This is a genomic window from Pseudomonas sp. UBA6562 (genome assembly GCF_002434265.1).
GTDB lineage: Bacteria > Pseudomonadota > Gammaproteobacteria > Pseudomonadales > Pseudomonadaceae > Aquipseudomonas.
On the sequence record NZ_DJJS01000002.1, the window covers coordinates 44047 to 68727 of the forward strand.

Here is a 24681-nt window from a genome sequence, read left to right on the forward strand (position 1 = left end):
GCACCTTGGGTTGAGGCGCATACATATCTAGCCACTGCGTGATACCTGCGTCCTTACAGTCGAGTGCGGCAAACGGCAGAACCGCCGTCCATGCCAAGCACCCATCGTCTCTCGACTGGAGCACAGCCCATGCACATCACCGAACGGCAATTGCAACGCATCCTCCCCAACGCCGGCCCCCGCGCCGGCGTTTTCGTGTCTGGCATAGACACCACGCTAGGCACCTATTCCATCACCACACCCCTGCGCATCGCCGCCTTTCTCGCCCAGGTCGGGCACGAGTCCGGGCAACTGCGCTACGTGCGCGAACTGGGCAACGACGCCTATTGTGCCAAGTACGACACTGGTCGCCTGGCCGAGCGCCTGGGCAATACCCCCGAGGCCGACGGCGACGGGCAACTGTACCGAGGTCGCGGGCTGATCCAGGTCACCGGCCGCGCCAATTACCAGGCCTGTAGCCAAGCCCTGTTCGGCGACGGGCGTCTGCTCGAGACCCCCGACGCGCTGGAGCAACCGCTGTACGCCGCGCTGTCGGCCGGCTGGTTCTGGCACCGTGCCGGGCTCAACGACCTGGCCGACCAGGTGACCTGTGCTGAAGATACCGTGTTCGAGAAGATCACCCGCAAGATCAACGGCGGCATCAATGGCCTGGCGGACCGCCAGGCGTTGTACCGGCGGGCGCTAGACGTGCTGGGTTGATGCCGCCCACCGCTCGCGCACAGGCCGCCCGTGGGGCGTCCTGGCGAGCGGTATCCACCAGCGCGGTCAGCAGGCGGTCCGGCCTTCGGCCGCCCCGGCGCGCGTGGGAAACCCCTGCTGTAGACACATATTGCAACCGAGTCACTGTTGTCCGCCGAACAGTCGATCAACAACGTTGTGCCTAAAACGGCATCCATACTGTTCGAAAAAAATCCAAGTCATTGATTCATAGCGCTATTCCACCTGGCACGAATCCTGTTGCAAGCCTTGCACCCGCACCCACCATGGGTGCCCGGCTAACCGACCAGGAGCTGCCATGCCTCGCGAAATCCGTTTGAACGCCTTCGAGATGAACTGCGTGGGCCACCAGTCGCCCGGCCTGTGGCGCCACCCCAAGGACCGCGCCTGGCAGTACAAGGACCTCGACTACTGGACCGACCTGGCCAAGCTCCTCGAACGCGGCAAGTTCGACGGTCTGTTCATCGCCGACGTGATCGGTATCTACGACGTGCTCGGCGGCAATGGCGACGCCGCCATTCGCCAGGCCACCCAGGTGCCGGTCAACGACCCGCTGGCGCTGATCACGCCCATGGCGCTGGTGACCGAGCACCTGGGCTTCGGCCTCACCGCCTCGCTGACCTTCGAGCACCCGTACCCCTTCGCCCGCCGCCTGTCGACCCTGGACCACCTGACCAAGGGCCGCATCGGCTGGAACATCGTCACTTCCTACCTCGACAGCGGCGCGCGCAACCTCGGACAGAAGGCCCTGAGCGACCACGACGCACGCTATGACTTCGCCGACGAGTACCTGGAAGTCCTGTACAAGCTGTTCGAGGGCAGTTGGGAGGAGGGCGCGGTGCTGCGCGACCGCGAGCGCGGCCTTTTCAGCGACCCGAGCAAGGTCCACGAGATCCGCCACCACGGCAAGCACTTCCAGGTGCCCGGCATACACTTGTGCGAGCCGTCGCCGCAACGCACCCCCGTGCTGTACCAGGCCGGCGCCTCCAGCCGCGGCAAGGATTTCGCCGCCGGCCACGCCGAATGCGTGTTCGTCGCCGCGCCTTCGAAAGTGACATTGAAAAAGACCGTGGCCGACATTCGTCGCCGCGCCACCGAGGCCGGGCGCGATCCGCGCAAGGTGCTGATCTTCAACCTGCAAACGGTGATCGTCGACGAGACCGACGCCAAGGCCCAGGCCAAGTGGCAGGAGTTGAAGGGCTACAGCAGCTACGAAGGCGCGCTGGCGCTGATCTCCGGCTGGACCGGCATCGACTTCGCGCAGTACCGGCCCGACCAGGTGCTCAAGCACATCCACACCAACGCCATCCAGTCGGCGGTGGAAACCTTTTCCACGGCCGACCCGGACAAGCAGTGGACGGTACAGGAACTGGCCGACTGGGTCGGCATCGGCGGCTTCGGCCCGCTCATCGTCGGCAGTCCGCAGACCGTGGCCGACGAGTTGCAAGCCTGGGTCGAGGACACCGACGTAGACGGTTTCAACTTCGCCTATGCCCTGGCCCACGAAACCTTCCGCGACGTGGTCGAGCTGCTGGTGCCCGAGTTGCAGAAACGTGGCGTGTACAAGACCGAATACTGCGCCGGCACCCTGCGCGAGAAGCTGTTCGGCGACGGCCCGCGCCTGCCCGATAGCCACCCGGCGGCCGGCTATCGCGACCTCGGCCGGCACCGTGCCGCCACCCGCCCCAGCCAGGCCGAGCCGGCCTGAGCCGGAGCGCATCCGCGATGGGCGGCAAAGCCGCCCTGTTCACGACAGTGCTCCGAACCGCCTGAAGCCGATCGAAGCCTGCCGCCTCACCCCTGCTTGGCACCCCCACCGATCTGCCACACGTACGGCGGCTCGGCACCGTTGACGTGCCAGTCGCCGACGATGCGTTCCTTGTAGATCACCGGGTTGTGCGACGCCGCAGTGCGCGCATTGCGCCAATGGCGGTCGAGCTGCTTGCCGGTGCTGGTGGTCGAGGCGCCCAGCGCGTTGAACAGGTCGCTGGTGGCGCGCAGCACCAAGTCCACGACCGCCACCTGGGCCTGTGCCGATTCCAGTTCGGCGGTGACGTTGGCCTGCCGCTCGGCCGCTGCATCGTGGCCCAGGCGCGCCAGGTACGCCTGCTGCAAGGCCTCGGCGGCGCGCAGCGTGGCGGCCTCGGCGGCATACACCAGACCGCTGGCCTTGCCGATCACCTGCAACACCTGGGCGTCCTGGCTCACCGCCTCGGCGTTGCCATGGCTGAACACGCGCTTGCGGGTGCGGGTTTCGGTGCTGAAGTCGCGCACCGCCGCACGCCCCGAGCCGACGATGACCGCCAGCAGCACCAGTTGGTAAAACGCGGTCTGGTATTTGAAGCGGGTAGAGAAGTCGATGATGTTGGCTTCCTCCACCACGGCGTTGGTCAGTACCGACGTGCCGCTACCGGTGGTGCGCTGACCGAAGCCGTCCCAGTCGTCGCTCAAGGTGATACCTGGCTGGTGCGCGCGGACCGCAGCGATCACGTCGGCGCCGGTGTCGTCGCGACGGGCGAAGAGGTCGATCCAGTCCGAGAAGATACTGCCGGTGCTGTAGTACTTGGTGCCGTTGACCACCCATTGCTCGCCCTGGCGCGATACCCGGGTGATGACGTCGCCAATCTTCACCGCGCCGATTTCGGTCCAGGCGCAGCCCACCAGGTCGCCCGCGACGAAACGTTCGAACCACACGTCCTGGGCGGTGCTGGCGTGGGCGTTGAGACGGTCTTCGACGAAGGCGAAGTGCCCGCGCAGGGCTTGTGGCAGGTTGGAATCGGCTTCGGCCAGCTCGATCAGCAACTGGAACAGCTGACCTAGCGAAGCACCGGCACCGCGGTGCTCCACGGGCACGCGCACGGCGCCAAAGCCGGCCTCCTTGAGCCAGCGGATCGGCTCGAAGGGCAGGGTGCGTGTGCGCTCGCGCTCGAGGCTGCCTTCGGCGATGCGTGCGAACAGCGGTCGAAAGCGTGCGGCAAGGGTGTGGTAGTCGGTGCCGGTGGACAGATGGGGGACGTGTGCTTGAGCGGTCATCGCGGTATTCCTCGAATGGATGCGAATGCAGACGGCAACTGCTTCGCAATCTCCATGCCTCTCCAGAAAAGTCCTTATGAATCAGCGCGTTGTATATTTTCGGGGAGTGCCTGCTGTGGCGCCTCCAACAACCTGTTGAACGGGTGTTGGTGGCGGGACAGTAGCGCAGCGTCGTTTTGCTGTTGCTCGGCGGTCAGCGCTTCGACAGTCTGCGGCCCACGAAGCAGTGGGCGCGTTGCTACCTTTCGTAAGTCATTGATTAAAAAGAATTAAAGCGCTTGGCACGGTTGCTGCTCCTGCTCTTCGCACAACCCCCAAGGGCAGGAGGAGCACGCATGAGCACAAACGCAATCAAGGTCGTGGTGGTGTCAGGCAGCCTGCGCTCGCCGTCGCGCACCCACGGGCTGCTCGAGGCGCTGGTGCAGCGATTGCGCGGCAGGCGCACGCACCTGACGGTGCACTGGGTGCGCATCGCCGAACTGTCCGCCAGCCTGGCCGGTTCCCTGGAGCGGGACCGCGCCGCCCCGGCGTTGCAGCCGCACCTGCAAGCCATCGAGCAGGCCGACCTGCTGCTGGTCGGCTCGCCGGTCTACCGCGCTTCGTACACCGGCCTGTTCAAGCACCTGTTCGACCTGGTCGACCACCAGTCGCTCAAAGGCGTGCCGGTGGTGCTGGCCGCCACCGGCGGCAGCGAACGCCATGCGCTGATGGTCGACCACCAGTTGCGCCCGCTGTTCGCCTTCTTCCAGGCCCACACCTTGCCCTACGGCCTGTACGCCAGCGTCGAGGTCTTCGACGACCAGCACCGCCTGGTCGATTCCGCACAGTTCGAACGCATCGAGCGGGTGCTCGATACCGTCGAGGCGTTCTTTCCCCTTCCGGTCGCCAGCGCGGCCTGACCCTACCGAGTGACAGGAGACTTCCTCATGAGCCAAGCGATCAGATTCGCCTACTGGGTGCCCAACGTCAGCGGCGGCCTGGTGGTCAGCAAGATCGAACAGCGCACCAGCTGGGACATCGACTACAACCGCAAGCTGGCGCAGATCGCCGAACGGGCGGGCTTCGACTACGCCCTGTCGCAGATCCGCTTCACCGCAGGCTATGGCGCCGACAACCAGCACGAGTCGGTGACCATCAGCCACGCGCTGCTGGCCGCCACCGAGAGGCTCAAGGTCATCGCCGCGATCCTGCCCGGTCCCTGGAGCCCGGCCCTGGCCGCCAAGCAGTTGGCGACCATCGACCAGTTCACCGCCGGGCGCGTGGCCGTCAACGTAGTGTCCGGCTGGTTCAAGGGCGAGTTCCGCGCCATCGGCGAGCCGTGGCTGGACCACGACGAGCGCTACCGCCGTTCCGAAGAGTTCATCCGCGCCCTCAAGGGCATCTGGACCCAGGACAACTTCAGCTTCCACGGCGACTTCTACCGCTTCAACGACTACACCCTCAAGCCCAAGCCGGTGCAGCGCCCGCACCCGGAAATCTTCCAGGGCGGCAGCTCGCGCGCCGCGCGCGACATGGCTTCGCGGGTGTCTGACTGGTACTTCACCAACGGCAACAGCGTCGAAGGGATCAAGGCCCAGGTCGACGACCTGCGGGCCAAGGCCGCCGCCAACGGCCACTCGGTGAAGGTGGGAGTGAACGCCTTCATCATCGCCCGCGACAGCGAAGAGGAAGCGCGGGCGGTGCTGGCCGAGATCATCGCCAAGGCCGACCCCGAGGCGGTCAACGGTTTTGGCAGCGAAGCGAAGAACGCCGGCGCTTCCAGCCCGGAGGGCGAAGGCAACTGGGCTAAATCGACGTTCGAAGACCTGGTGCAATACAACGACGGCTTCAAGACCAACCTGATCGGCACGCCACGGCAGATCGCCGAGCGCATCGTCGCGCTCAAAGCCGTGGGTGTGGACCTGATCCTGTCGGGCTTCCTGCATTTTCAGGAGGAAGTGGCGTACTTCGGCGAGCACGTGCTGCCGCTGGTGCGCGAGCTGGAGCAGGCCCAGGCCGTCACCCAGGCGGCGTGACGCAAGCAGGCCTGCATGGAGCGTGGCGACAGCGGCGGGCTGGCCTGCGGCACGGTAGCCCGCCTGCTTGACGCTCCGGCTCGGCGCCCAGCGCTCCGGGCCTGCTCAGCGGCCGGGGGCTGTGTTCATACCGACACGCCCGTTTCGGCACGTTCACATCGGCACGTTCATATTGACAGCTGCAAGGCCCGTTCCGAATGCGCCTGGTCCTGCACGCGACGGCGGTTGACCACCAGCTCGCCGATGGCGATCAGCCGCGCGCGGGTGATGTTGCGGCTCAGGCCCAGCAAGCTGGCGGTGTGCACCTGATTGCAGTGGCAGAAGCGGTAGGCGCTGCGCAGCAGGCTGTCTTCGACTTTCTCGTGCAAACCGCCAGCCTGTTCTTCGAACAGCCGCTGGAAGGCACGCAGCAACTGCTCTTCGGCGTTTTCCGCAGGGGCCGCCGCAGCCTGGGCCTGGCGCTCGATGCGCAGGTGCGACAGACGCAGGTCGTCGGCCTGCACCAGGCCGTTGCGGCACACCAGCAGGGTGTGGTGGATCACGTTCTCCAGTTCGCGGATGTTGCCCGGCCAGTCGTAGCTCAGCAGCTTGCGCTCTGCCTCGCCGCTCAGGCGCACGTCGCCGTAGCCCAGGCGGTTGCAGTAGGTTTTGATGAAGTGGCGGGTCAGCGGCAGGATGTCGCCCGGTCGTTCGCGCAGTGGGTAGAGCTGCAGGCTGACCACATTTAAGCGGTAGTAGAGGTCTTCGCGGAAGTTGCCGGCGCCGATGGCCTTGTCCAGTTGCACGTTGGTGGCGGCGACTACGCGCACGTCGATGGGCAAGCTCTTGCGCGAGCCCAGGCGCACCACTTCGCGCTCCTGTAGCACGCGCAGCAGCTTGACCTGGATGGCCATGGGCAGATCGCCGATCTCGTCGAGGAACAACGTGCCGCCGTTGGCCTCTTCGAACCAGCCGGCTTTGGACCCCAGCGCGCCGGTGAAGGCGCCTTTCTCATGGCCGAACAGTTCGGCCTCGACCAGCGACTCGGAAAACGCACCGCAGTTGACCGCAATGAACGGCCCGTTGCGCCGCGCGCTCAGGTTGTGGATGTGGCGTGCCACCAGCTCCTTGCCTGTGCCGGTCTCGCCGATGATCAGAACACTGGCCTCGCTGGGGGCGACCTGTTGCAGATGGGCGAGCAGCGCCTGCGAGCGCGGGTCTTCGAACACCTGTGCGGTGGCCCGGATCGAGGTGGCCAGGGAGGGGGACGGGGGCAGGGTCAGCAGTTGCATGGGAATCCCTATGAGTAGAAGGAAGGGGTAGGCCGTGTCTGGTTCAGCGCCCAGTCGCCCAGCTCGTGGAGCTTGTAATCCAGCGGGTCGTGCAGGCTCTGGGTGCGCAGGTTGCGCCAGTAGCGGTCCAGGCGCAGCGAGGCGTGGGTGGCGCGGGCGCCGGTGACCTCGAACAGGCGGTTGCAGATGTCCAGCCCGGTGCGCGCCGCCGCGACCTTGGCCGTGGCGATGGCCAGCGCCACTTGCGCGCGCTCTTCGACGCCCAGCGCCTGCTCCTTGTGCCAGGCCTGGTCGAGCAGGGCGGCGGCGCGTTCCACCAGCAAGCGCACGCCTTCCAGGGCCACCCAGAATTCCCCGTAGTGGCGCAGGATGTACGGGTCTTCGCTGGCGTGCCGGGCGTTGGAACGGAACCACGGGCGGCCTTCCTTGAGGGTGTATTGCCGCGCTTCTTCCAACGCCCCTTCGGTGATGCCGAGGAAGATGTGCGCAAAATGCAGCTGCGCGATCAGCGGGCGCAGGCCGGCGAAAGGCGTGCTCAAAGGGCCCGGGTCGAGGAGCATTTCGTTTTCTTCCACCCGCACCCGCTCGAAAGTGGCGCTGCCGCTGTCGGTCTGGCGCTGGCCGATGTTGTTCCAGTCCCCGTGCAGGGTGATGCCGGTGCGGCCCGTGGGGATGGCGGCGATCAGCAACTTGCCGCCGGCGCTCTCGTCCACTGCCGAGGCGATCAGCATCTGTGAGTCGCTGGCCCCGGAGCAGAAGCTTTTCTTGCCGGAGAATTCGTACCAGCCGTCGAAGCGCTTGAGCACCGTGCGGGTGTCCAGCGGGTTGAGGGCGTTGCCCCAGAACCAGTGCTGGCGGGCGGACTGTTCGAACCAGGGCTGCCACTGGTCGGGGCGCGAGAACAGGCGCACGGTGGCCAGCATCAGGTGGTGGAAGCCGAAGACGTGGGCGACCGAGCTGTCCACTTTGGCGAATTCGCGCACCACGCCCAGGGTTTCGCTCCAGCTGGCGCCCAACCCACCGAAGCGGGTGGGAATGCTCAGTGCCAGCAGGCCGCTGTGGCGGATGGCGTCGCGCTGCGCCTTGGGCGTGCCGCCCGCTTCGTCGCGCTCCACGGCGGTTTCGGCGAAGGTTGCGGCCAGGCGGCGCGCGGTCTGCATCGGGTCGAGCACGGTGGGCTGGGTGTGGGTCTTCATGCGATGTCCTTCGCGGGTGGGGCGTCCTGGCAATGGCCAATGGTGCTCATGTGTGCTTCGCGCACTGCGGCGTGCGGGGACGGCGCCAGGGGGGCGAAGGGCGAGCGGTGGGGTGCTGTGACGAGCTGTTCATGCGGGATTTCCCTGCGGGAGGGTGAAGTGCGTGGGGTATCGCTTGGTTGGCTGCGTACCGAGGGCGATGTCGTCGGGTTGGCTGGCGTGGAATTCGCGTTGCTGCAGCGACGACGGCCCAAGTGTTGGCGAATGGGCAGTGAGCGACTGTGTGCTGTTGGGCAACGGCTCACCCATTACACGGCGGGGCACAGGGGATGAATTTGGGACGTGGTACATCGGCGAACCGCAACACAGTGGGTGTCGGGACTTTATAGAGGCATGAGGAATATTTAAAAAATAATAAAAAATCCTATTTATATGTCTTTAAAGAATAAAAAAGCCATTGCGGTGTTGCCCGTGCAACAGTTGTCCGCTTAGACATGCCGACAGGCACAGGTAGATTCGCGACCTATGCCCGTCATTGGCGAGCATCTCACCGCTTCGTTGCGCTTTGCCACAGCACGGGCCAGTCCCGCTCGTTCAGCCCCGCGCAGGCGGACATCTGCGCTGCGCGGCTCAGCACGAAGCGAGCGCCGTCGTAGCGCCAGCGTGCCGCGACGCCGCAGCCGCCCATGCCCGAGGCCAGGGCCAGGCTCGTCAGCTCGCCTGTCGCCGGGTCGAACGCCACGCTGCCGTTGGGCGCGAGGTCGGGCAGGTTGGCGACGCGTTCGAACGGCGCGGCATGTGCCTGCTCGGGGTGGGCCAGCGGCGTCAGGTACAGGCTGTAGGTGCAGTTGTAGGCGCCGCATCCGGCGCGCACGATGAGCAGCGCCTCACGCGCGGTCAGCGCATGCACTTCGCCCTTGGGCTCGTCGCCGTCCACCAGGTCTTGTTGCCAGTGCGCGCGCGTGGCGGCCATCGCCGTCTTCAGCACCTGCTTGGCCTGCGCTTCGTCCAGCGCGGTGGGCGCGCTCCAAGCCGGTATCACGGGGGGCGCTGGTGCCGCAGGCACGCTGCTGGCCGGCGCGTCGCCCGGGTTGGCGAGGGCGGTGACGGTGCCCACTCGGCCCTGTATGTCGTCGATCAGCAAGAGGGCTGCGCGCATGCCGTTCAGCGACGCAGAGGTCGGTCCGTCCGGGGTGTCGAACGCCAGCCCGTGCGCGTTGCGCAAGGCCTTGATGAACGTGAGCGCATCGTCGCCGGTGGCGCTGCGCAGCTCGGGCACTTCCGATACGTCGTCGGCCGAGCCTTGGTGCGACCGCAGGGGGAGGGACGCGGGCTTGGCGTCGATCGACGGATCGCCGTAGATCGCGTTGTAGCTGAACACACTGACCCGCAGTACGCCGTCCGGGCCGGCTTCGCGGACGATGCGCAACGGAAAGGACAGCGCATCGGCTTCGGCGCTGGCGGGCCGGGTGGACACGGCGGTGCAGGTCCGCAGGTTGTCGCAGGTGACGTTCCAGTCCTTGAGGTCGCGCGACAGGGGCAGGGTGTCGGCGGCGTGGCTGGCGCAGGCGATCAGGCAGGGCAGCAGGGCGAGGAGGCGGCGCATGGCAGGCAGATGACCGGATGTGAAAGGGAGTGTGATTAGCGCATGATTGGACGGGACGAAACCCAGCCGTGGGCGCTGTGCACAATAGAAAAGCCCGAACGCACAGCTAATCGGTCTGCATGAGGGGGCCGGCCCGGCGATCATTCAACGTTGCATCGACCCCAATCGCCATAAAGGAACGCCCCGACATGCGCTCGCTGAGCAGCTACTTCGCCTTCGGCACTTTGCTCTACCTGGTGTCCAGCCCAACCCTCGTAGTGGCCGCGCCCGACGCGAGCTGCGGCGATGCGCGTCCGGTGTTCGCCTGCGAGCTCAAAGGTGGCGGCACCCTGGCGCTGTGCGCCCAGCCCCTGCAAGGGCCGCTCACCGGCCTGCAATACCGCTTCGCTCGCCATGGCAACACGGAACTGCAATATCCGCGCGACGGCTACTCGCTCAAGGATTTCAAGGCCAACCACTACACCCGCTATCAGGTAGACCACCAGCAGATCAGGTTCACTTCGGGCACTTACAGCTACAACGTCTACAGCCGCTACGAAGGCGATGGCGGCCAGACCGAGGTCAACACCGCCGGGGTGGCGGTCCTGGACTCGGCGGACCGTACGGTAGCCGACAAGCAGTGCGCGCGCGTTACCGTAGACCGGCTCAGCGAAGTGCTCGATCAAGTGCCCTGCGATCCGGACGATGCGTTAGGTTGCCCTTGAGATAGCGAGCCTGCGCGCGTCGATTGCTGCGACGGCGCAGTCAGTACAGGTGCGCCACACGCGCCTCGTCCAGCGCCCCTTGCCTGACCAGATCCTGCAACTGCGCCTTGATCGCCGAGCGCTGTGCCTGGGGCGTGACGGCGTCCCTGAACCCGTATGCGCGCTCGCACCATGCGGAAAGCGTGTCCAGCCACCGCGCCCGCTGTGTCGGCTCGCTCGCCAAGCGCTCGAGCAGGTAGCCGAGCTGCTGCCAGCCGGCCAATAGCGCCAGTACCCGTTGCCGGCGTGGAGGGGCGAGCACATGCCACTGCCGGTCCAGCAGGGTGCGGACTGCGGGATCCAGCGTGACCCAGGGGAGGACGTTGAGGCGGCTGACGAGAGCGTCGAACACCCGCTCGGAAGGGTCGTCCACCGCCTCCAGCAGCGCAGCAAGGGGGCGCTCGCCGGGCGATTGCACCGCCGCCAGGCGCACCGACCAGGGCGCAGCGTGCATTGCCGCGTGCCACCACCCGCCAGGTACTTCCATCTTCAAATCGCGCGCCAGCCCTAGCACGCCCAGCCAGTGCGCCTTGGCAACCGGCGGTGGCCCTGCGAACCGTTGCGCCAGCACGGCTGGCGCATCCACTGCGTATCGCGCACACGCCCACAGCGCCAGATTGCGCACCCCGCCTGAGCTGTGCAGCAACGCGTCTTGCAGCAGGCCCTGTGGGGCTGGCACTACGGGCAACACCACCCGCAACAGACGTACGCGCAGTTTGGCCGACGCCTTGGGCAAGGCGCCAAGCAGCAGTTGGTGGGCCTGCGCGGTGGCGAGCGCTGCGCAGGCGTCGACCGCTGCCAGGCGCACCAACGGCTCGCGATGGACCAAGGCCTCATGCAGCAGCGCGTACGGCTCGCTGGCCGACTCCAGCAACACACCGAACAGGTAGCACGCCGCCTTGCCCTGTTGCGTGAGAAAGCTTGCGTGGACTTCGTCGCGTGCTTCGGGCGCCTGCAGCAGTGCGCGCACGGCCGCCAGGGTCGCGCTGTGATCGACCCGCTGCCGTGTCGCCAGCGCCATCAGCGGCCCCTGCGCGAACAGCAGCGAAGCCAGGTGCTCGCGCTTGAGGTACGTCTGCACACCGGCTTTGGCTGCATCGCGCACCTGCGGCACCCAATCGTTCAGCCGTTCGACCAGCGCCACCAGCGCCTCACCGTTCGGGCGTTCGGACAGGGCTTTCACCGCATTTTCGCGGACATAGCCGGAGGGGTGCCGGCTGGCTTCCAGCCAATTGCCAGTCGTGGACATGGGCGGCGGCTCCTGAGGGGGTGCGTCAGGGAGGGCGTAGGGCGCTGGCGCACGTGCGGTCACCAGCAGTTTCTTCAAGGGGTCGAGCCAGCAGCGCAGGGTCATCGACAGGGTGCCTCCTTGGCGCATTTCAGAAGGGTGACGCCTGGCCACGGCCAGGATCGGACAGGCGCAGGACGTGCGCTATCTCAGGCTTGGGGCTAAGGCCCTCCAGCCTACCAGCGCACGGTGCCAAGCGGCCTATCGCGGGGCGAGGGCAACTATACCCATCCATCGCCGTCACCGTGCAACGGGCGCAGCCCCGCAAATAAATGAACTCCTTTTCGCGCGCCTCTCTCCATTCATAAACCCCACGAGACACACGTGCGATGCTCCCACACAGCCAACAGGGCCACGGCCCGATCACCTTCGTTCTGATGCACTTCCTCGGCGGTTCCCACCGCACCTGGGGCCCCACGATTCCCTTTCTCGACCGCGAGCACACCTGCATCGCGCTCAACACACCCGGCTTTGGCGACGCCCATGCCATCGGCGGCTATTCGGTCGAAGAGATGGCCGACCAGGTCGATGCCAGCATCCGCCAACTCGGCCTCGAGCGCTGCATTCTCGTCGGCCATTCGATGACCGGCAAAGTGGCCGTGGTCCTGGCCTCGCGCCGTCCCGACTACCTGCACGGCCTGGTACTGGTAGCGCCTTCGCCGCCCGGTCCGCAGCCGATGAGCGACGAAGACCGCGCCCAGCAGCGCGCCTATACCGCGTCGCGTGAGGAAGCCGAAGCCTTCGTCGACGATTCCAGCCACCACCGCCTGCCAGAACCGCTGCGCGAGGTGGCCATCGCCGACGCGCAAGCGGTGAACCTCGACGCCTGGCGCGCCTGGGTCGACCACGGCAGCCGCGAGGACTGGCAACCGCGCATCGGCAGCCTGCCGTACCCGGCGCTGCTGGTCTGCGGCGCCGACGACGCTCAAGTGCCAGGCGCACAGGAACAGCAGCGCACGACGCTGTCGCACTTTCCCGACAGCACCTTGCTCACCCTCCCGGGTGCCGGGCACCTGATGCCCCTGCAAACGCCCCTCGCATTGGCCAAGCCGATGCTCGAATTCGCTCACCGTATCGCTGCTCGTACCCCTGAAGGAGATCGTTGATGGACTTAGGCTTGAAGAACCGTGTGGCATTGATCAGTGGCGCGGGTGGGGGCATCGGTCTGGCGACTGCACGCCTGCTGGCCGAAGAAGGTGTGAAGCTGGTGTTGACCGATCTGGATCAGGACAAGCTCAAAGAGGCCACGGCAGACGTCGCCGGCGAGCCGTTACTGGTGGCGGCGGACATGACCGATCAGGCCGCGGTCGACGACCTGGTGAAACAGGCCGAAGCCCGTTTCGGTCAGGTCGACATCGTGGTGCACACCGCCGGCGTGACCGGCGCCAAGGGCGACCCGCTGGAGGTATCGGACGACGACTATCAAGAGGCCTGGGCCACCGACTTCTTCAGCGCCGTGCGTGTCGCCCGCGCCACCGTGCCGGCCATGCGCAAGCGCGGCTGGGGCCGCCTGGTGTGCATCACTTCGGAGAACGCCGTGCAGCCCTATTGGGAAGAGGCCGTGTACAACGTGGCCAAAGCGGCGCTGGCGGCCTTCATCAAGAACCTGTCGTACAAGGAAGCGGCCCATGGCGTGCTGTGCAACACCGTCGCGCCTGCCTTCATCGAGACCGGCATGACCAACGGCATGATGGAAAAACGTGCGAAGGAATTGGGCGTCAGCTTCGACGAGGCGGTGCAGAGCTTCCTGGAAGAGGAACGCCCCGGCATCGTCCAGAAACGTCGCGGGCAGCCGGAGGAAGTAGCGTCGGCCATCGCTTTGCTGGTGTCCGAGCGGGCGTCGTTCATCAACGGCAGCAACCTGCGCGTGGACGGCGGGTCGGTGCAGAGCGTGCAGAACTGACGCGGTTGGTTGGCGCCGTGCGAATAACGCGGCCTGAGCCAGTCAACGCTTGGCATCACTGAAAAGAAGAGTGTGTCGTCGTTCGGCCCAAGCGTCCAAATGCCGATACCTCAATGCCTGTCAGCCAGCAATCGGGGCCGCTTTGCGGCCCATCGCGGCTAATCGGAGCGCCGAACCGGCCGCTCCCACAAGTTTTCGCCTCCCCTGTAGGAGCGGCTTCAGCCGCGATGGGCTGCAAAGCAGCCCTAACGCCTCTCCTGTAGGAGCGGCTTTAGCCGCGATGGGCTGCAAAGCAGCCCTAACCAACCCTATCTCGGCTTAGCCGGCTGGTACGAGCCAAGCCCCCGTTTTCCCAGTTCCGAATGCTTCAAAACCGGCCCAGCCGGTAAGCCTGCGTCATGGACGCATCCCCGTCGGCCGCCAATGCACCGATCCACTCCGCCGTGATCGCCGCCTGGGTCAGCCCCAGGTGCTGATGCCCGAACGCCATTAACACCCGCCCCTCGCATACCTTATCGATCACCGGCAACGAATCGGGCAGGGACGGCCGCATGCCCATCCACGGCGTGGCGCCCTCGGCGCTCAGCCCCTGTCGGAACAGCCCTTCGCTCAGGCGATGCAGTTGCCAGGCGCGCTGCATGTTCGCCGGTGCATGCAATCCAGCGAACTCCACCGTGCCGGCCAGGCGCAGACCGCCGTCCATGGGCGTCATGATGAATCGGCGCTCCAGCGAGGTGACGGCGAACGGCAGGCGCTGCCGTTCGTGGGGCAGCATCAGGTGGTAGCCGCGTTCGGTGTCCAGCGGCACGCGCGTGCCGGTCAACGCGGCGGTCAGGTGCGCCGAGTGCGCGCCGCAGCACAGCAGCACCTGGCGGGCGTGCAGCGGGCCGATGTCGCTGGTCAGGCTCACCCCGTCGGCACTCACCTGGCCGCCATCGACCCGGGCCTGGACGAAACGCACACCTTGAGCCTGGGCCGCATCGAACAACGCGCGCAGCACACGGTAGGGATCGACGAAATGGCCGGTCTCGGGAAAGAACAAGCCACCGAGCAGCGCCGGATTCAACTGCGGCGCGGCGGCTTGCACGTCTTGCGCGGACCATAGCTGCACCGGCACCCGTTGCTGTTGCATGCGCGCCTTGAGCGCCAGCAGCGCTTCGCGCGACTGCCCTTGCTCGAACACCAGCAGTGAACCGTCGCGATGGAACAGCTCGCTGCGCCCGATGGAGGCCAGCAGGCGTTGCCAGGCCTGCAAACTGCCCTCGTTCAGCGTACGGATGCCCGCAACGCTGCGCCGGAACGGCGCGGGGCGCAGGTTGAGCAGCAGGCGGGTGAACCAGGGCAGGGCCTGGGGCAGGTACTTCCAGTCCAGGCGCAGCGGCCCCATGGGGTCGAGCAGCATGCGCGGCAGGCGCTTGAGGATCGACAGGTCGGCGATGGGGAACACCTGCTCGGTGGCCAGGTGCCCGGCATTGCCCCAGGACGCGCCCTGGCCGGGTGCCTGCTGGTCCACCAGCAGCACCCGGCGGCCTTGCCGAGCCAATTGCAAGGCACAGGCGACGCCGATGATGCCGGCGCCGACCACGACGATATCGGTGGCGGGGGAGTGCTCCATGCTCAGCCTTCCCGCTTGCCGTCGAGCAGACGCCGCAGGCGCAGCGGGTTGCCGAGCTTGAGCGCCTGGGGCAGCAGCGTGTCGGGGAAGTCCTGATAGCAGACCGGTCGCAGGAAACGCAGGATCGCCGCCGTGCCCACCGAGGTGGTGCGCGCATCGGAGGTGGCCGGGAACGGCCCGCCATGGACCATGGCGTCGCACACTTCCACACCAGTCGGCCAGCCGTTTACCAGAAGGCGACCGGCCTTGCGCTCGAGCGTGGGCAGCAGCGCGCGGGCCGCGTCGAAGTCGGCGTCGTCCAGATGCAACGTGGCAGTCAGTTGGCCTTCCAAATGCTCGGCCACTGCCTTCATCTGCGCGTCGCTGGCGCAGGCGACCACCAGCGACGCGGCGCCGAACACCTCGGCCTGCAACGCCTTGTCGGCGAGAAATGCCTGCGCGTCAGTGACGAACAACTGCGCCTGGCCTTGGTTGGCACTCTGCGTTGGCTGACCGCTGGCCGCCGTGGTGGCTCGGGCATGGGCGGCCAGGGCCTCGATGCCGTGCTGGTAAGCGCTGGCGATGCCCGGGGTGAGCATGGTCTGCGCGGCAGCTTTGCCCAACTGCTCGCCAGCCGCATCGACGAAGCGCTGCAAGGCCGGCCCCTGGCGGGCGACCACCAGCCCTGGGTTGGTGCAGAACTGGCCGGCGCCTTGGGTGAGCGAGGCGACGAAGCCCTGCGCCAGGCTTTCGCTACGCGCTTGCAGTGCGGCCTGGAACAGAAACACCGGGTTGATCGAACTCATCTCCGCATACACCGGAATCGGCTCCGGCCGCGCCTGGGCGGCTTGGCACAGCGCAAGGCCGCCGCTGCGCGAGCCGGTGAAACCCACGGCCTTGATCCGCGGGTCGCCGACCAACGCGATGCCCACTTCGTTGCCCACCCCGTACAGCAGCGAGAACACGCCTTCCGGCAGGCCGCACCCCTGCACGGCGCGCGCCACCGCCTGGCCCACCAGCTCGCTGGTGCCGGGGTGGGCGCTGTGCGCCTTGACCACCACCGGGCAGCCGGCGGCCAGCGCCGAGGCGGTGTCGCCGCCGGCCACCGAAAAGGCCAGCGGGAAGTTGCTGGCGCCGAACACTGCCACCGGTCCCAGGGCGATCTGCCGTTGGCGCAGGTCGGGGCGCGGCAGCGGTTGGCGTTCGGGTTGCGCCGGGTCGATGCGCACGTCGAGCCATTCGCCGGCACGCACCACGCGGGCGAAGAGGCGCAACTGGCCGCAGGTGCGCGCGCGCTCGCCCTGGATACGCGCCTGGGGCAGGCCGCTTTCGGCGACGGCGCGCTCGATCAGCGCGTCGCCGAGCGCTTCGATCTGCTCGGCGATGGCTTCGAGCAGGTGCGCGCGTTGCTCCAGTGAGGTCTCGCGCAGTGCGTCGAAGGCCGACTCGGCCAGGGCGCAGGCCTGGGCCACCTGCGCCGCGCTGGCGCCGGGGTAGGGCGGTTGCAGTGCCTGACCGCTAGCCGGGTCGATGGCGTGAAGGGGGGCTTGGGTGCCGGTGACCGATGTCTGGCCGATCAGCAGAGTGCCGGTGAGGGTCATGGGGCGTCCTTGGTCTCGGAGAAAGGTAAAGCGCTGCCTGGCGCGGCGTGTGCGATACGCAGTCGCACGTGCGCCAGACAGCCTGTGGTCATCAGGCCAGGTTCTGCTCGGCCGACCAGTTGGCGTACCAGCTGCGGAACAGCGCGTATTGCTGTTCGGCGTAGTTGCGTTGCGCGTCGGTCAGGGCGTCGGTCTCGTTGAAGTGCAGGGCGTACTCGCGGTCGCCGTTGAGCACCATCAGGTGCTTGTAGTACAGCACCAGGTCGCAGCCTTCATCGAACGACGACAGCACACCCAAGGCGGCCTCCAGCTCGCGTGCCAGGCGGCGGGCGCGGGCGTCGCCCTTGGCCGCCTGCTTGCTCAAGCCCACCAGCTGCAGCACTTCGCGCGGCAGGGCGTTGCCGATGCCGGTGATGGCGCCGGTGGCGTTGCAGTTGACGAAGCCATGCACCACCTGAGTGTCGACGCCGACCATCAGCGTCACGGCGTCGTCCTGGGAGGTGATGTGCTCGGCGGCGTAGCGCAGGTCGGCGCCGCCGCCGAACTCCTTGAAGCCGATCAGGTTGGGGAATTCACGGCGCAGTTCGAAGAACAGGTCAGCGCGGGTGGCGAAGCCGTAATACGGGCTGTTGTAGATCACGGCGGGAAGGTTCGGCGCCGCGGCCAAGATCGCCGAGAAGTGGTGTTTTTGCGCGATCGGAGAGGCGCCGCGGCTGAGCACCCGTGGAATCACCATCAGCCCGGCCGCGCCGACCTTGGCCGCGTGGGCGGCATGGGCCACGGCCTCACGGCTGTTCACCGCACCGGTGCCGACGATGGTCGGAACGCCCGCCGCCACCAGCCGGGCCACGCCTTCCTGGCGTTCGGCCTCGCTCAGCAGCGGCCAGTCGCCCATCGAGCCGCAGTAGACCACGGCGCTCATGCCGGCCTCGATCAGTTCGTGGCCCTTGCGCACTAGGGCGTCGAAGTCCGGCGTGCGGGCGGCGGTGCAGGGGGTCATGAGGGCGGGCATGGTGCCGCTGAAGATGTTGTTGTCCACGGTGTTAGCTCCTGTTCGGTTCGAGTTGGAAAAGCGCTGGGCTCAGATGCCCCAGGCGAAAGGGTCCTGTTCGTCGATCAGCAAGGTGCTGTCGGCGGTCATGTAGGCGCGGCCGGTGATGAACGGGCGGATGTGCTCGCCGTCGCGTTCGTAGCGGCCCTGGAACTGGCTGCCGGTGATGCTCGCCTGCACCCATACCTCGCCCTCGGCCAGCGCGCCGTCGGCGGCCAGGCACGCCAGCTTGGCGCTGGTGCCGGTGCCGCAGGGCGAGCGGTCGTAGGCCTTGCCGGGGCACATGACGAAGTTGCGGCTGTCGGCCTGGGGGTCGTCGGCGAACAGCTCGACGTGATCGATGGGCGCGCCGTGTTCGCCGGTGATGCCTTGGTTTTCCAGGGCCTTGAGCAAGGCCCAGGTGTAGTCGGTGAGGGCGTCGCGGTTGTCCAGGTCGAGGCGCTGGCCATGCTCGCCGACCAGGAAGAACCAGTTGCCGCCCCAGGCGATGTCGCCGTGCACCACACCGTGGCCGGGCAGGTCGACGGCCACCTGCTGGCGGTAGCGGTAGGACGGTACGTTGCCGACGGTGACGCTGTCGTCGTCGTGCAGGGTGGCGCTGACCTGGCCGACCGGCGTGTCGATCAAGTGCACGCCGGGGGCGATGCGGCCCAGGTGCCGCAGCGAAGCGATCAGGCCGATGGTCCCGTGGCCGCACATGTTCAGGTAGCCGGCGTTGTTGAAGAAGATCACGCCGCAGGTGGCGCCGGGCGAGACGGGCGGGCAATACAGCGCGCCTACCAGCACGTCGTTGCCGCGCGGCTCCAGCAGGCAGGCGCGACGCCAATGGTCGTGCCGTTCGCGCAGCTCGTCGCGCTGCTCGGCCATGTCGCGCCCCAGCAGCGCCGGAAAGCCGTCGAGCACCAGGCGCGTGGGCTCGCCACCGGTGTGTGAATCGATGATGTGGATGGTCTTCATGGGCTTATCCGTCGGCAAGAGGTCAGGGGGCCAGTGCAGCGTTGTGCGGCCCGGTCGGCGCGTCGCTGGCGGCTTCGCTTTCGTCATCGCCTTCCAGCCGCACCAGGTGCGCCGGCACACCGGTGGCCGCGCCCCAGTAGTAGATGCCCAGGGCGCAGGCGGCCACGGCCAGGGTGTCGAGCGGGTGGCCGATCACGCCCAGGCCGCCGAAGCTGCCCAGCCACGACAGCAGAATGGTCACGGCGTAGAAGCCGATCAGCCAAGCCGACGAGCGCACCTGCTGGCCCAGCGACAGATGCTGGGTGGGCACGAAACGGGCGCACAGCAGGTACAGCACGAACATCAGGATCTGCAGGGCCAGCAGCCACGACACGGTGTTCCAGCCCGACCAGTAGACGATCAGCGCGGCGATGATGAACGACAGCGGGCCCAGCACGCCCATGCCCTTGACCCGGAACGGGCGCGGCATGTCGGGGGCGTTGCGGCGCAGGGCGGCCACCGTCACCGGCGCCACGGCGTAGCTCAGCACCAGCGCGGCGGAGACCACGTTGATCAGCGCCTCCCACGAAGGGAACGGCAGGGTCCAGAACACCGCCAGGGCGAAGGTCAGCCACAGCGCCGGGCGCGGGATGCCCGACTGCTCGTCGATGCGGGTGAAATAGCGGAAGAAGGTGCCGGTCTGCGCCCAACCGTAGACCACCCGAGGCGTGGCGTTCATGTAGATGTTGCCGCAGCCGCTGGGCGAGATCACCGCGTCGGCCACCACCAGGTACGCCAACCAGCCCACGCCCAGGGCCAGGGCGATGTCGCGGTAGGGCAGGGCCAGTTCCTTGGACACCGCGGCCCAGCCCTGGGTGAGCATTTCGGTCGGCACGCTGCCGAGAAACGCCAGTTGCAGCAGCGAGTAGATCGCGGTCGACAGCAATACCGAGAGGATCAGCGCGATGGGGATGGTGCGCTGCGGGTTCTTCACTTCGCTGGCCACCGAGATGATCGGCGTCAGGCCCAGGTAGGCGAAGATCACGCCGCCGGCCGACACCGCCATCTCCACGCCCGACAGGCCGAACGGGGCGAACCCCTGCACCGCGAAGTTTTCCGGCTTGAAGAAGGTGAACAGCACGCCGATCACCAGCAGCGGCACGATGAACTTGAACACGCTGACCAGGTTGTTGGCCTTGGCGAAAGTCTTCACGCTGCGGTAGTTGAGCACGAAGAACAGCCCGAGCAGCGCGAACTGCACCAGCCAGCCGAGCACCGTGGGGTCGCTGGAGCCGGCCTTGGTCAACTGCGGAAACCAGGCCGCCGCGTATTGGCGCGAGGCGACCACTTCGATGGCGATCAGGCTGGAAAAGGCGATCAGGGTGATGAAGCCCATCAGGTAGCCCAGCAGCGGGCCGTGGGAGTAGACCGGGTAGCGCACCACGCCACCGGCACGCGGCAGCGCGGCGCCCAGCTCGCAGTAGACGATGCCGAGCAGCAGCACGGCGAAGCCGCCGAGGAACCACGACAGGATGCCCGCCGGGCCGGCGATGGCCGACACATGGCTGGCCGCGAACAGCCAGCCCGAGCCGAAGATGGCGCCGAGGCCGATGAAGGTGAGGTCGAGCAACGACAGCTGTTTCTTGAATTTGCCTGACATGGGTTCGCCTTGTTGTTGGTTATTGGGTAGGCAGGTCTGATGTCACGAAAGGTGGCGCAGGGGCCGCGTTGTTGTAGGCGGTGGGCGGCTTGCGTAGGGCATAGCCTGAACCGATCGGGGCAAGGGTTCTTGATGGTTTTCTGCAAGGGTCATGACGAAATCGGCACAGTCGCCACAAAGCGCTGGCGCGCGCGCAGACCGTGGGGCTAGGCTCCAGGCCTCTTCGCACAAGGGCTCGCGAGATGACCGACACCCCCCTGGGCAGCCTGTTTCCGTACCTGGAGCACTACCGGCCGGCCAATCTCGAAGCCTTGCTCGCTGGGGTTTCGCTGCTGCTGCCGATCCTCGACGCCATTCCCAACGCGGCGATTTTCATCAAGGACCCCGCCGCCCGTTACGTGCTGGCCAACACCACCCTGGTGCAGCGCTGCGGGCTCAAGCGTTTGCAGCCGTTGCTGGGCAAGACCAGCGCCGAGGTCTTTCCGGCGCAACTCGGCCCCGGCTACACCGAGCAGGATCGCCGTGTGCTCAAGGACGGCCGGGTGCTGGAAGACCAACTGGAGCTGCACCTGTACGGCAGCCGCGAGCCCGGCTGGTGCCTGACCCACAAGCGCCCGCTGTACGGCCAGGCCGGCGACATCATCGGCTTGGTGGGGATTTCCGTGGATCTGCAGTCGGCCGCCCACACCCACCCGGCCTACCAGCGGCTGGCGGCAGTGGACGAACACATCCGCCAGCACTTCCACCAGCCGATCAGCCTCGGCGAGCTGACCCGCATCGCCGGCATCTCGGTGGCCCAGCTGGAGCGCTACTGCAAGCGCGTGTTCCACCTCACGCCGCGGCAGATGATCCACAAAGCGCGGCTGGAGCAGGCCCACCGACTGTTGCATTCGGACTTGCCGATCACCGAGGTCGCGCTGCGCTGCGGGTACACCGACCACAGCGCGTTCAGCCGACAGTTCAAGCAGTTGACGGGGTTTACGCCGCGCGAGTATCGCAAGGCGACGGAAGGATAAGTGCGTGGGTCGCTGTCAGGAGCGCGTCACCTGAGCTTCATGTGCAACGGGTTTCGATAGCGGCTGCGGTACAGATGTCTATCGGCGTTGGCTTTGTGAAAAGACAACAAGCCACTGATGAGGCAACAGAATACGATCATTCCACACAGCGTCTGGTAATGCGCGAACGTGGAAACCAGAGTGATGGTAGTGGGAAGCGCCAGGATGCCCATAGCTACGCCCGAGCCGACTCTAAGTATTGCAACAAAACCGCTGCTGGCTTCCATCAAGACGTTATAGAGGCCATTGAAAAAGTCGTTGCGTGGGTCGGTGTTAAAGCGATAGCAGCGCTTGGCAATCGGTAGCAGTAGAAAAACCAGCAAGGAGCAGCCGGCATAGTCGATCAACGCTTCATCGGCTAGCAATGCGCTGACAATAGCGTCGAAACTCTGTGAGTTTTTCCTTCCGAAGTGGTATGTCGGCAGCCCGCCTGTCAAAAGAGCTATCGCCGCCTCGCCGACAAGGATTTTCACTAGATCAGTAGCATCTTTTTTTAGATTCCTGACAGTTTTCCGCATGGTTTTCCCTTCCCTCTGCATTGTTCAGCCCATCCTGTCAGCCCGATGGGCCCCGAGCCGGCATTAGGTACGTTGCTTACTGCGCGATCAATCCCTGCCCTCTAGTCCCATCGCCATCAATAGCCTTGGCTCAGGTGTGCTGGCCGAGCCTTGGCATGTTCAATCGAGGTGTATTGATAGGTTTAAGCTAATGCTAAAAAGGTATTTGTAAGAGTTTTTTAAGATCGATTAGCTTTATGCCCGAGAAGGCGTTCCGTTGCCCAGACGGCGCTTCCTACCTCAGGCCCAGCGTTTCGAACCCTGGCCTGACGCTCAGCTAATTTCTGATCTGGAGGGGGCGCCTCGCCCTCGTCTGGAGTCGCTTGCCCGGAGCTCCTGTGACACGCATTCAAACTTCTTCGGCGACCGCCCGGATCGACGCGCCTCGACCCTTCGCGCAACCCCATGACGACCCCTCGGACGAGGGCGAGGTCGTGCTCGAGTTGCGCGGCATCACCAAAGCCTATCCGCGCAAAGGCCCCTCGGTGTCGCCCGCCGTCAGCGACGTCAGCCTAAAGGTGCGGCGCGGTGAAGTGCTGTGTCTGATGGGGACCTCCGGAAGCGGTAAGTCCACACTGTTGCGCCACATCAACCGCCTGATCGAGCCTTCGAGCGGCGAGGTCCTGATCGATGGCCAGGCCATCAGCGATCTGAGCCACAAGGCGTTGCGCGATCTGCGCTCGCGGCGTATCGGCATGGTCTTCCAACATTTCGGCTTGTTGCCCCACCGTACGGTGCTCGACAACGTCGCTTTGCCCCTCGAGTTGCGCGGTGAGCCCGAGTCGGTTCGCCAGGCGGCGGCGCTCGCGCAATTGCAGGCGGTCGGGCTCGACGGGTGGGGCGAACACTACCCGCACGAGTTGTCCGGTGGCATGGAGCAGCGTGTCGGCCTGGCCCGGGCCTTGGTGACCGATCCGGACATCCTGTTGATGGACGAGCCGTTCAGTGCGCTGGACCCGACCATCCGCCGCGACCTGCAACGGCACTTTCTGGAGCTGGTGCGCGAGCGCGGCATCAGCACTTTGCTGGTCACCCACGATCCGCTGGAAGCCGTCCGCCTGGCCGACCGCATCGCCGTGCTGCGCAAAGGCCGGCTGGTACAGTTGGGCGCGCCCAAACAGCTGCTCGAGCAGCCGGCCGACGCCGAAGTGGCGAATTTCTTCCGTGACTGCGGCCCGAGCCCTGCACCTGTGCGCCGCGTCGAACCCCTCGACGCCATCGACCCTGAGGCATCCAAGGCTGCCCATCGAGCGCCAGAAGCGCATGCCGGCTTGCCCGGGTGGAAGGCCCTGTTGCTGGGGCCCGCCGCGCTGGCCGCACGGGGCAAGGGCGGTCTTTTCTGGCTCGGCTTCGCCGCAGAACTCGCCGCGCTGGCGGCATTCGGCCAAGGCATCGCCAGCGCGTCGTGGCTGACGGTCGTGTTGGCAGCGGTCGTCTTCGCCGCCAGTCGCTTCACGGCGTGCTCGTTGAGCCGCCAGCCAGTGCGGCGCAGCCTGGGGGGCTGGGGCTTGCCCCTGGCCGTGCTCACCGTCAGCCAGGCCCTGGTGATCTGGCGTGTGCTGACGCCCGATGCCACCGGCCTGCTCGTGCAGTTCCCGGCCAACCGCTCGTTGCTGCTGCTGGCCGCACAGAGCATCGACCAGTTCATCGGCTGGTCGCAGGGCACTTTCGAAAACGCCTTCGTCGGCATCATCGTTGCGGTGCGCACCGTCATCGAAGGCATCGAGCAACTGCTGGGCTGGTTGCCATGGCCGGTGTCCGCCTTGGCGCTGGTGTTCCTGTCATGGCGTTCGGCCGGCTGGGCGCTGGCGCTCACCAGCAGCGCCGCGCTCCTGTACATCGGCCTGTTCGGCTTCTGGGAACGCACCATCGCCACGCTGGCGCTGGTCGGTTCGTCCGTGTTGATCGCCCTGCTCATCGGCGTGCCCACCAGCATTCTGTTGGCCAAGCGGCCGCTGGTGCGGCGGGTGTTCACGCCGTTGCTGGACGTCATGCAGACGCTTCCGACCTTCGTCTACCTGATTCCTGCCGTGGCGTTCTTCTCCGTGGGCAAGACCCCTGCCGTCATCGCAACGGTGATCTTCGCCCTCGCGCCGATGATCCGCTTGACCTCGCTAGGCATCCAGGAGGTGCCCAAGGATGCCGTGGAGGCTGCCGTCGCCCATGGTGCCAGCCCTTGGCAGACCCTGATCAAGGTCCAGTTGCCCTTGGCGCGTCGCTCGTTGTTGCTGGGCATCAACCAGACCCTCGTCATGAGCCTGTCGATGGTGGTGGTGGCTGCGCTGATCGGCGCCGGAGGCCTGGGTTACGACGTGATGACCGCGCTGCGCAACATCAAAGGCGGGGAAGGTGTGCTGGCCGGTATAGCCATCGTCCTGTGCGCGCTGATCCCCGACCGAATCATTCAATCGAGCTTGCGCAAGCAAGACCCCGCACATCTCTGAAGCAGTGAGGC

The 24681-nt window shown here is 66.4% G+C and carries 20 protein-coding genes; 9 read left to right on the plus strand and 11 right to left on the minus strand.

All coding sequences use genetic code 11. The annotated features are described in order from the left end of the window. Positions 1–129: 129 nt before the first annotated feature. Together B4M43_RS02070 and B4M43_RS02075 are read left to right on the plus strand one after the other, a co-directional pair. Positions 130–699, plus strand: a complete 570-nt coding sequence (locus tag B4M43_RS02070; protein WP_296263707.1) for a glycoside hydrolase family 19 protein — start codon at positions 130–132, stop codon at positions 697–699. Positions 700–1015: 316 nt separating this feature from the next. Beyond that, on the plus strand, positions 1016–2425 hold the full coding sequence (locus B4M43_RS02075) for an LLM class flavin-dependent oxidoreductase (RefSeq protein ID WP_296263708.1): 1410 nt from the start codon (positions 1016–1018) through the stop codon (positions 2423–2425). Positions 2426–2511: 86 nt separating this feature from the next. Here the strand turns inward: B4M43_RS02075 and B4M43_RS02080 are convergent, their stop codons facing one another. Beyond that, positions 2512–3750, minus strand: coding sequence for an acyl-CoA dehydrogenase family protein (locus B4M43_RS02080; RefSeq protein ID WP_296263710.1), 1239 nt, complete (start codon positions 3748–3750; stop codon positions 2512–2514). 335 nt (positions 3751–4085) lie between these two features. On the opposite strand from B4M43_RS02080, the gene msuE reads away from it, so the two are divergent. After that, the gene (gene msuE / locus B4M43_RS02085; protein ID WP_296263711.1) at positions 4086–4649 is read left to right on the plus strand and encodes an FMN reductase; all 564 of its coding nucleotides are present in this window, start codon (positions 4086–4088) and stop codon (positions 4647–4649) included. A 27-nt stretch (positions 4650–4676) separates the two neighbouring features. Beyond that, positions 4677–5765 (plus strand): dimethylsulfone monooxygenase SfnG, encoded by a 1089-nt coding sequence (gene sfnG, locus B4M43_RS02090; RefSeq protein WP_296263713.1) that lies wholly within the window; start codon positions 4677–4679, stop codon positions 5763–5765. A 167-nt stretch (positions 5766–5932) separates the two neighbouring features. Here sfnG and B4M43_RS02095 read toward each other — a convergent pair whose 3' ends face one another. The 3 genes from B4M43_RS02095 to B4M43_RS02105 form a co-directional block, all read right to left on the minus strand. Then, complete coding sequence (locus B4M43_RS02095; protein ID WP_296263715.1) at positions 5933–7036, minus strand: sigma-54 interaction domain-containing protein; 1104 nt, start codon at positions 7034–7036, stop codon at positions 5933–5935. A gap of 8 nt (positions 7037–7044) precedes the next feature. Next, complete coding sequence (locus B4M43_RS02100; protein ID WP_296263717.1) at positions 7045–8232, minus strand: acyl-CoA dehydrogenase family protein; 1188 nt, start codon at positions 8230–8232, stop codon at positions 7045–7047. 547 nt (positions 8233–8779) lie between these two features. Continuing rightward, positions 8780–9838 carry a DUF1176 domain-containing protein gene (locus B4M43_RS02105; RefSeq protein WP_296263719.1) on the minus strand — a complete coding sequence of 353 codons (1059 nt, stop codon included), beginning with the start codon at positions 9836–9838 and terminating at the stop codon, positions 8780–8782. Between the two features lie 188 nt (positions 9839–10026). Here B4M43_RS02105 and B4M43_RS02110 point away from each other — a divergent pair, with 188 nt between their 5' ends. Further along, the gene (locus B4M43_RS02110; protein ID WP_296263721.1) at positions 10027–10542 is read left to right on the plus strand and encodes a hypothetical protein; all 516 of its coding nucleotides are present in this window, start codon (positions 10027–10029) and stop codon (positions 10540–10542) included. A gap of 40 nt (positions 10543–10582) precedes the next feature. Here B4M43_RS02110 and B4M43_RS02115 read toward each other — a convergent pair whose 3' ends face one another. Continuing rightward, the gene (locus tag B4M43_RS02115; RefSeq protein ID WP_296263723.1) at positions 10583–11935 is read right to left on the minus strand and encodes a PBS lyase; all 1353 of its coding nucleotides are present in this window, start codon (positions 11933–11935) and stop codon (positions 10583–10585) included. Positions 11936–12198: 263 nt separating this feature from the next. Here B4M43_RS02115 and B4M43_RS02120 point away from each other — a divergent pair, with 263 nt between their 5' ends. Together B4M43_RS02120 and B4M43_RS02125 are read left to right on the plus strand one after the other, a co-directional pair. Continuing rightward, the gene (locus B4M43_RS02120; RefSeq protein WP_296263727.1) at positions 12199–12975 is read left to right on the plus strand and encodes an alpha/beta fold hydrolase; all 777 of its coding nucleotides are present in this window, start codon (positions 12199–12201) and stop codon (positions 12973–12975) included. Further along, a complete protein-coding gene (locus B4M43_RS02125; RefSeq protein ID WP_296263730.1) occupies positions 12975–13772 on the plus strand; it encodes an SDR family NAD(P)-dependent oxidoreductase in 798 nt (265 codons plus the stop codon). Before B4M43_RS02120 ends, B4M43_RS02125 begins: the two co-directional genes overlap by 1 nt. A 367-nt stretch (positions 13773–14139) precedes the next feature. On the opposite strand, the gene B4M43_RS02130 is transcribed toward B4M43_RS02125, so the two are convergent. From B4M43_RS02130 to B4M43_RS02150, 5 genes are all read right to left on the minus strand, one after another. Further along, positions 14140–15489, minus strand: coding sequence for an NAD(P)/FAD-dependent oxidoreductase (locus tag B4M43_RS02130; RefSeq protein ID WP_296263926.1), 1350 nt, complete (start codon positions 15487–15489; stop codon positions 14140–14142). Beyond that, positions 15390–16967 carry an aldehyde dehydrogenase (NADP(+)) gene (locus B4M43_RS02135; protein ID WP_296263732.1) on the minus strand — a complete coding sequence of 526 codons (1578 nt, stop codon included), beginning with the start codon at positions 16965–16967 and terminating at the stop codon, positions 15390–15392. Before B4M43_RS02135 ends, B4M43_RS02130 begins: the two co-directional genes overlap by 100 nt. Positions 16968–17058: 91 nt before the next feature. Continuing rightward, entirely contained in the window at positions 17059–18006 is a 948-nt protein-coding gene (locus B4M43_RS02140) for a dihydrodipicolinate synthase family protein (protein WP_296263735.1), read from the minus strand. A gap of 42 nt (positions 18007–18048) precedes the next feature. Further along, positions 18049–18975, minus strand: a complete 927-nt coding sequence (locus B4M43_RS02145; RefSeq protein WP_296263737.1) for a 4-hydroxyproline epimerase — start codon at positions 18973–18975, stop codon at positions 18049–18051. A 22-nt stretch (positions 18976–18997) separates the two neighbouring features. Next, on the minus strand, positions 18998–20614 hold the full coding sequence (locus tag B4M43_RS02150; RefSeq protein ID WP_296263739.1) for an APC family permease: 1617 nt from the start codon (positions 20612–20614) through the stop codon (positions 18998–19000). Positions 20615–20856: 242 nt separating this feature from the next. Between B4M43_RS02150 and B4M43_RS02155 the strand changes: the two genes are divergently transcribed. Continuing rightward, positions 20857–21630: an AraC family transcriptional regulator gene (locus B4M43_RS02155; protein WP_296263742.1), complete on the plus strand. Its 774-nt coding sequence runs from the start codon at positions 20857–20859 to the stop codon at positions 21628–21630. A gap of 26 nt (positions 21631–21656) precedes the next feature. Here the strand turns inward: B4M43_RS02155 and B4M43_RS02160 are convergent, their stop codons facing one another. Further along, positions 21657–22187, minus strand: coding sequence for a hypothetical protein (locus tag B4M43_RS02160; RefSeq protein ID WP_296263744.1), 531 nt, complete (start codon positions 22185–22187; stop codon positions 21657–21659). 413 nt (positions 22188–22600) lie between these two features. On the opposite strand from B4M43_RS02160, the gene B4M43_RS02165 reads away from it, so the two are divergent. Continuing rightward, entirely contained in the window at positions 22601–24670 is a 2070-nt protein-coding gene (locus tag B4M43_RS02165) for an ATP-binding cassette domain-containing protein (RefSeq protein WP_296263927.1), read from the plus strand. The last annotated feature ends 11 nt before the right edge of the window (positions 24671–24681 follow it).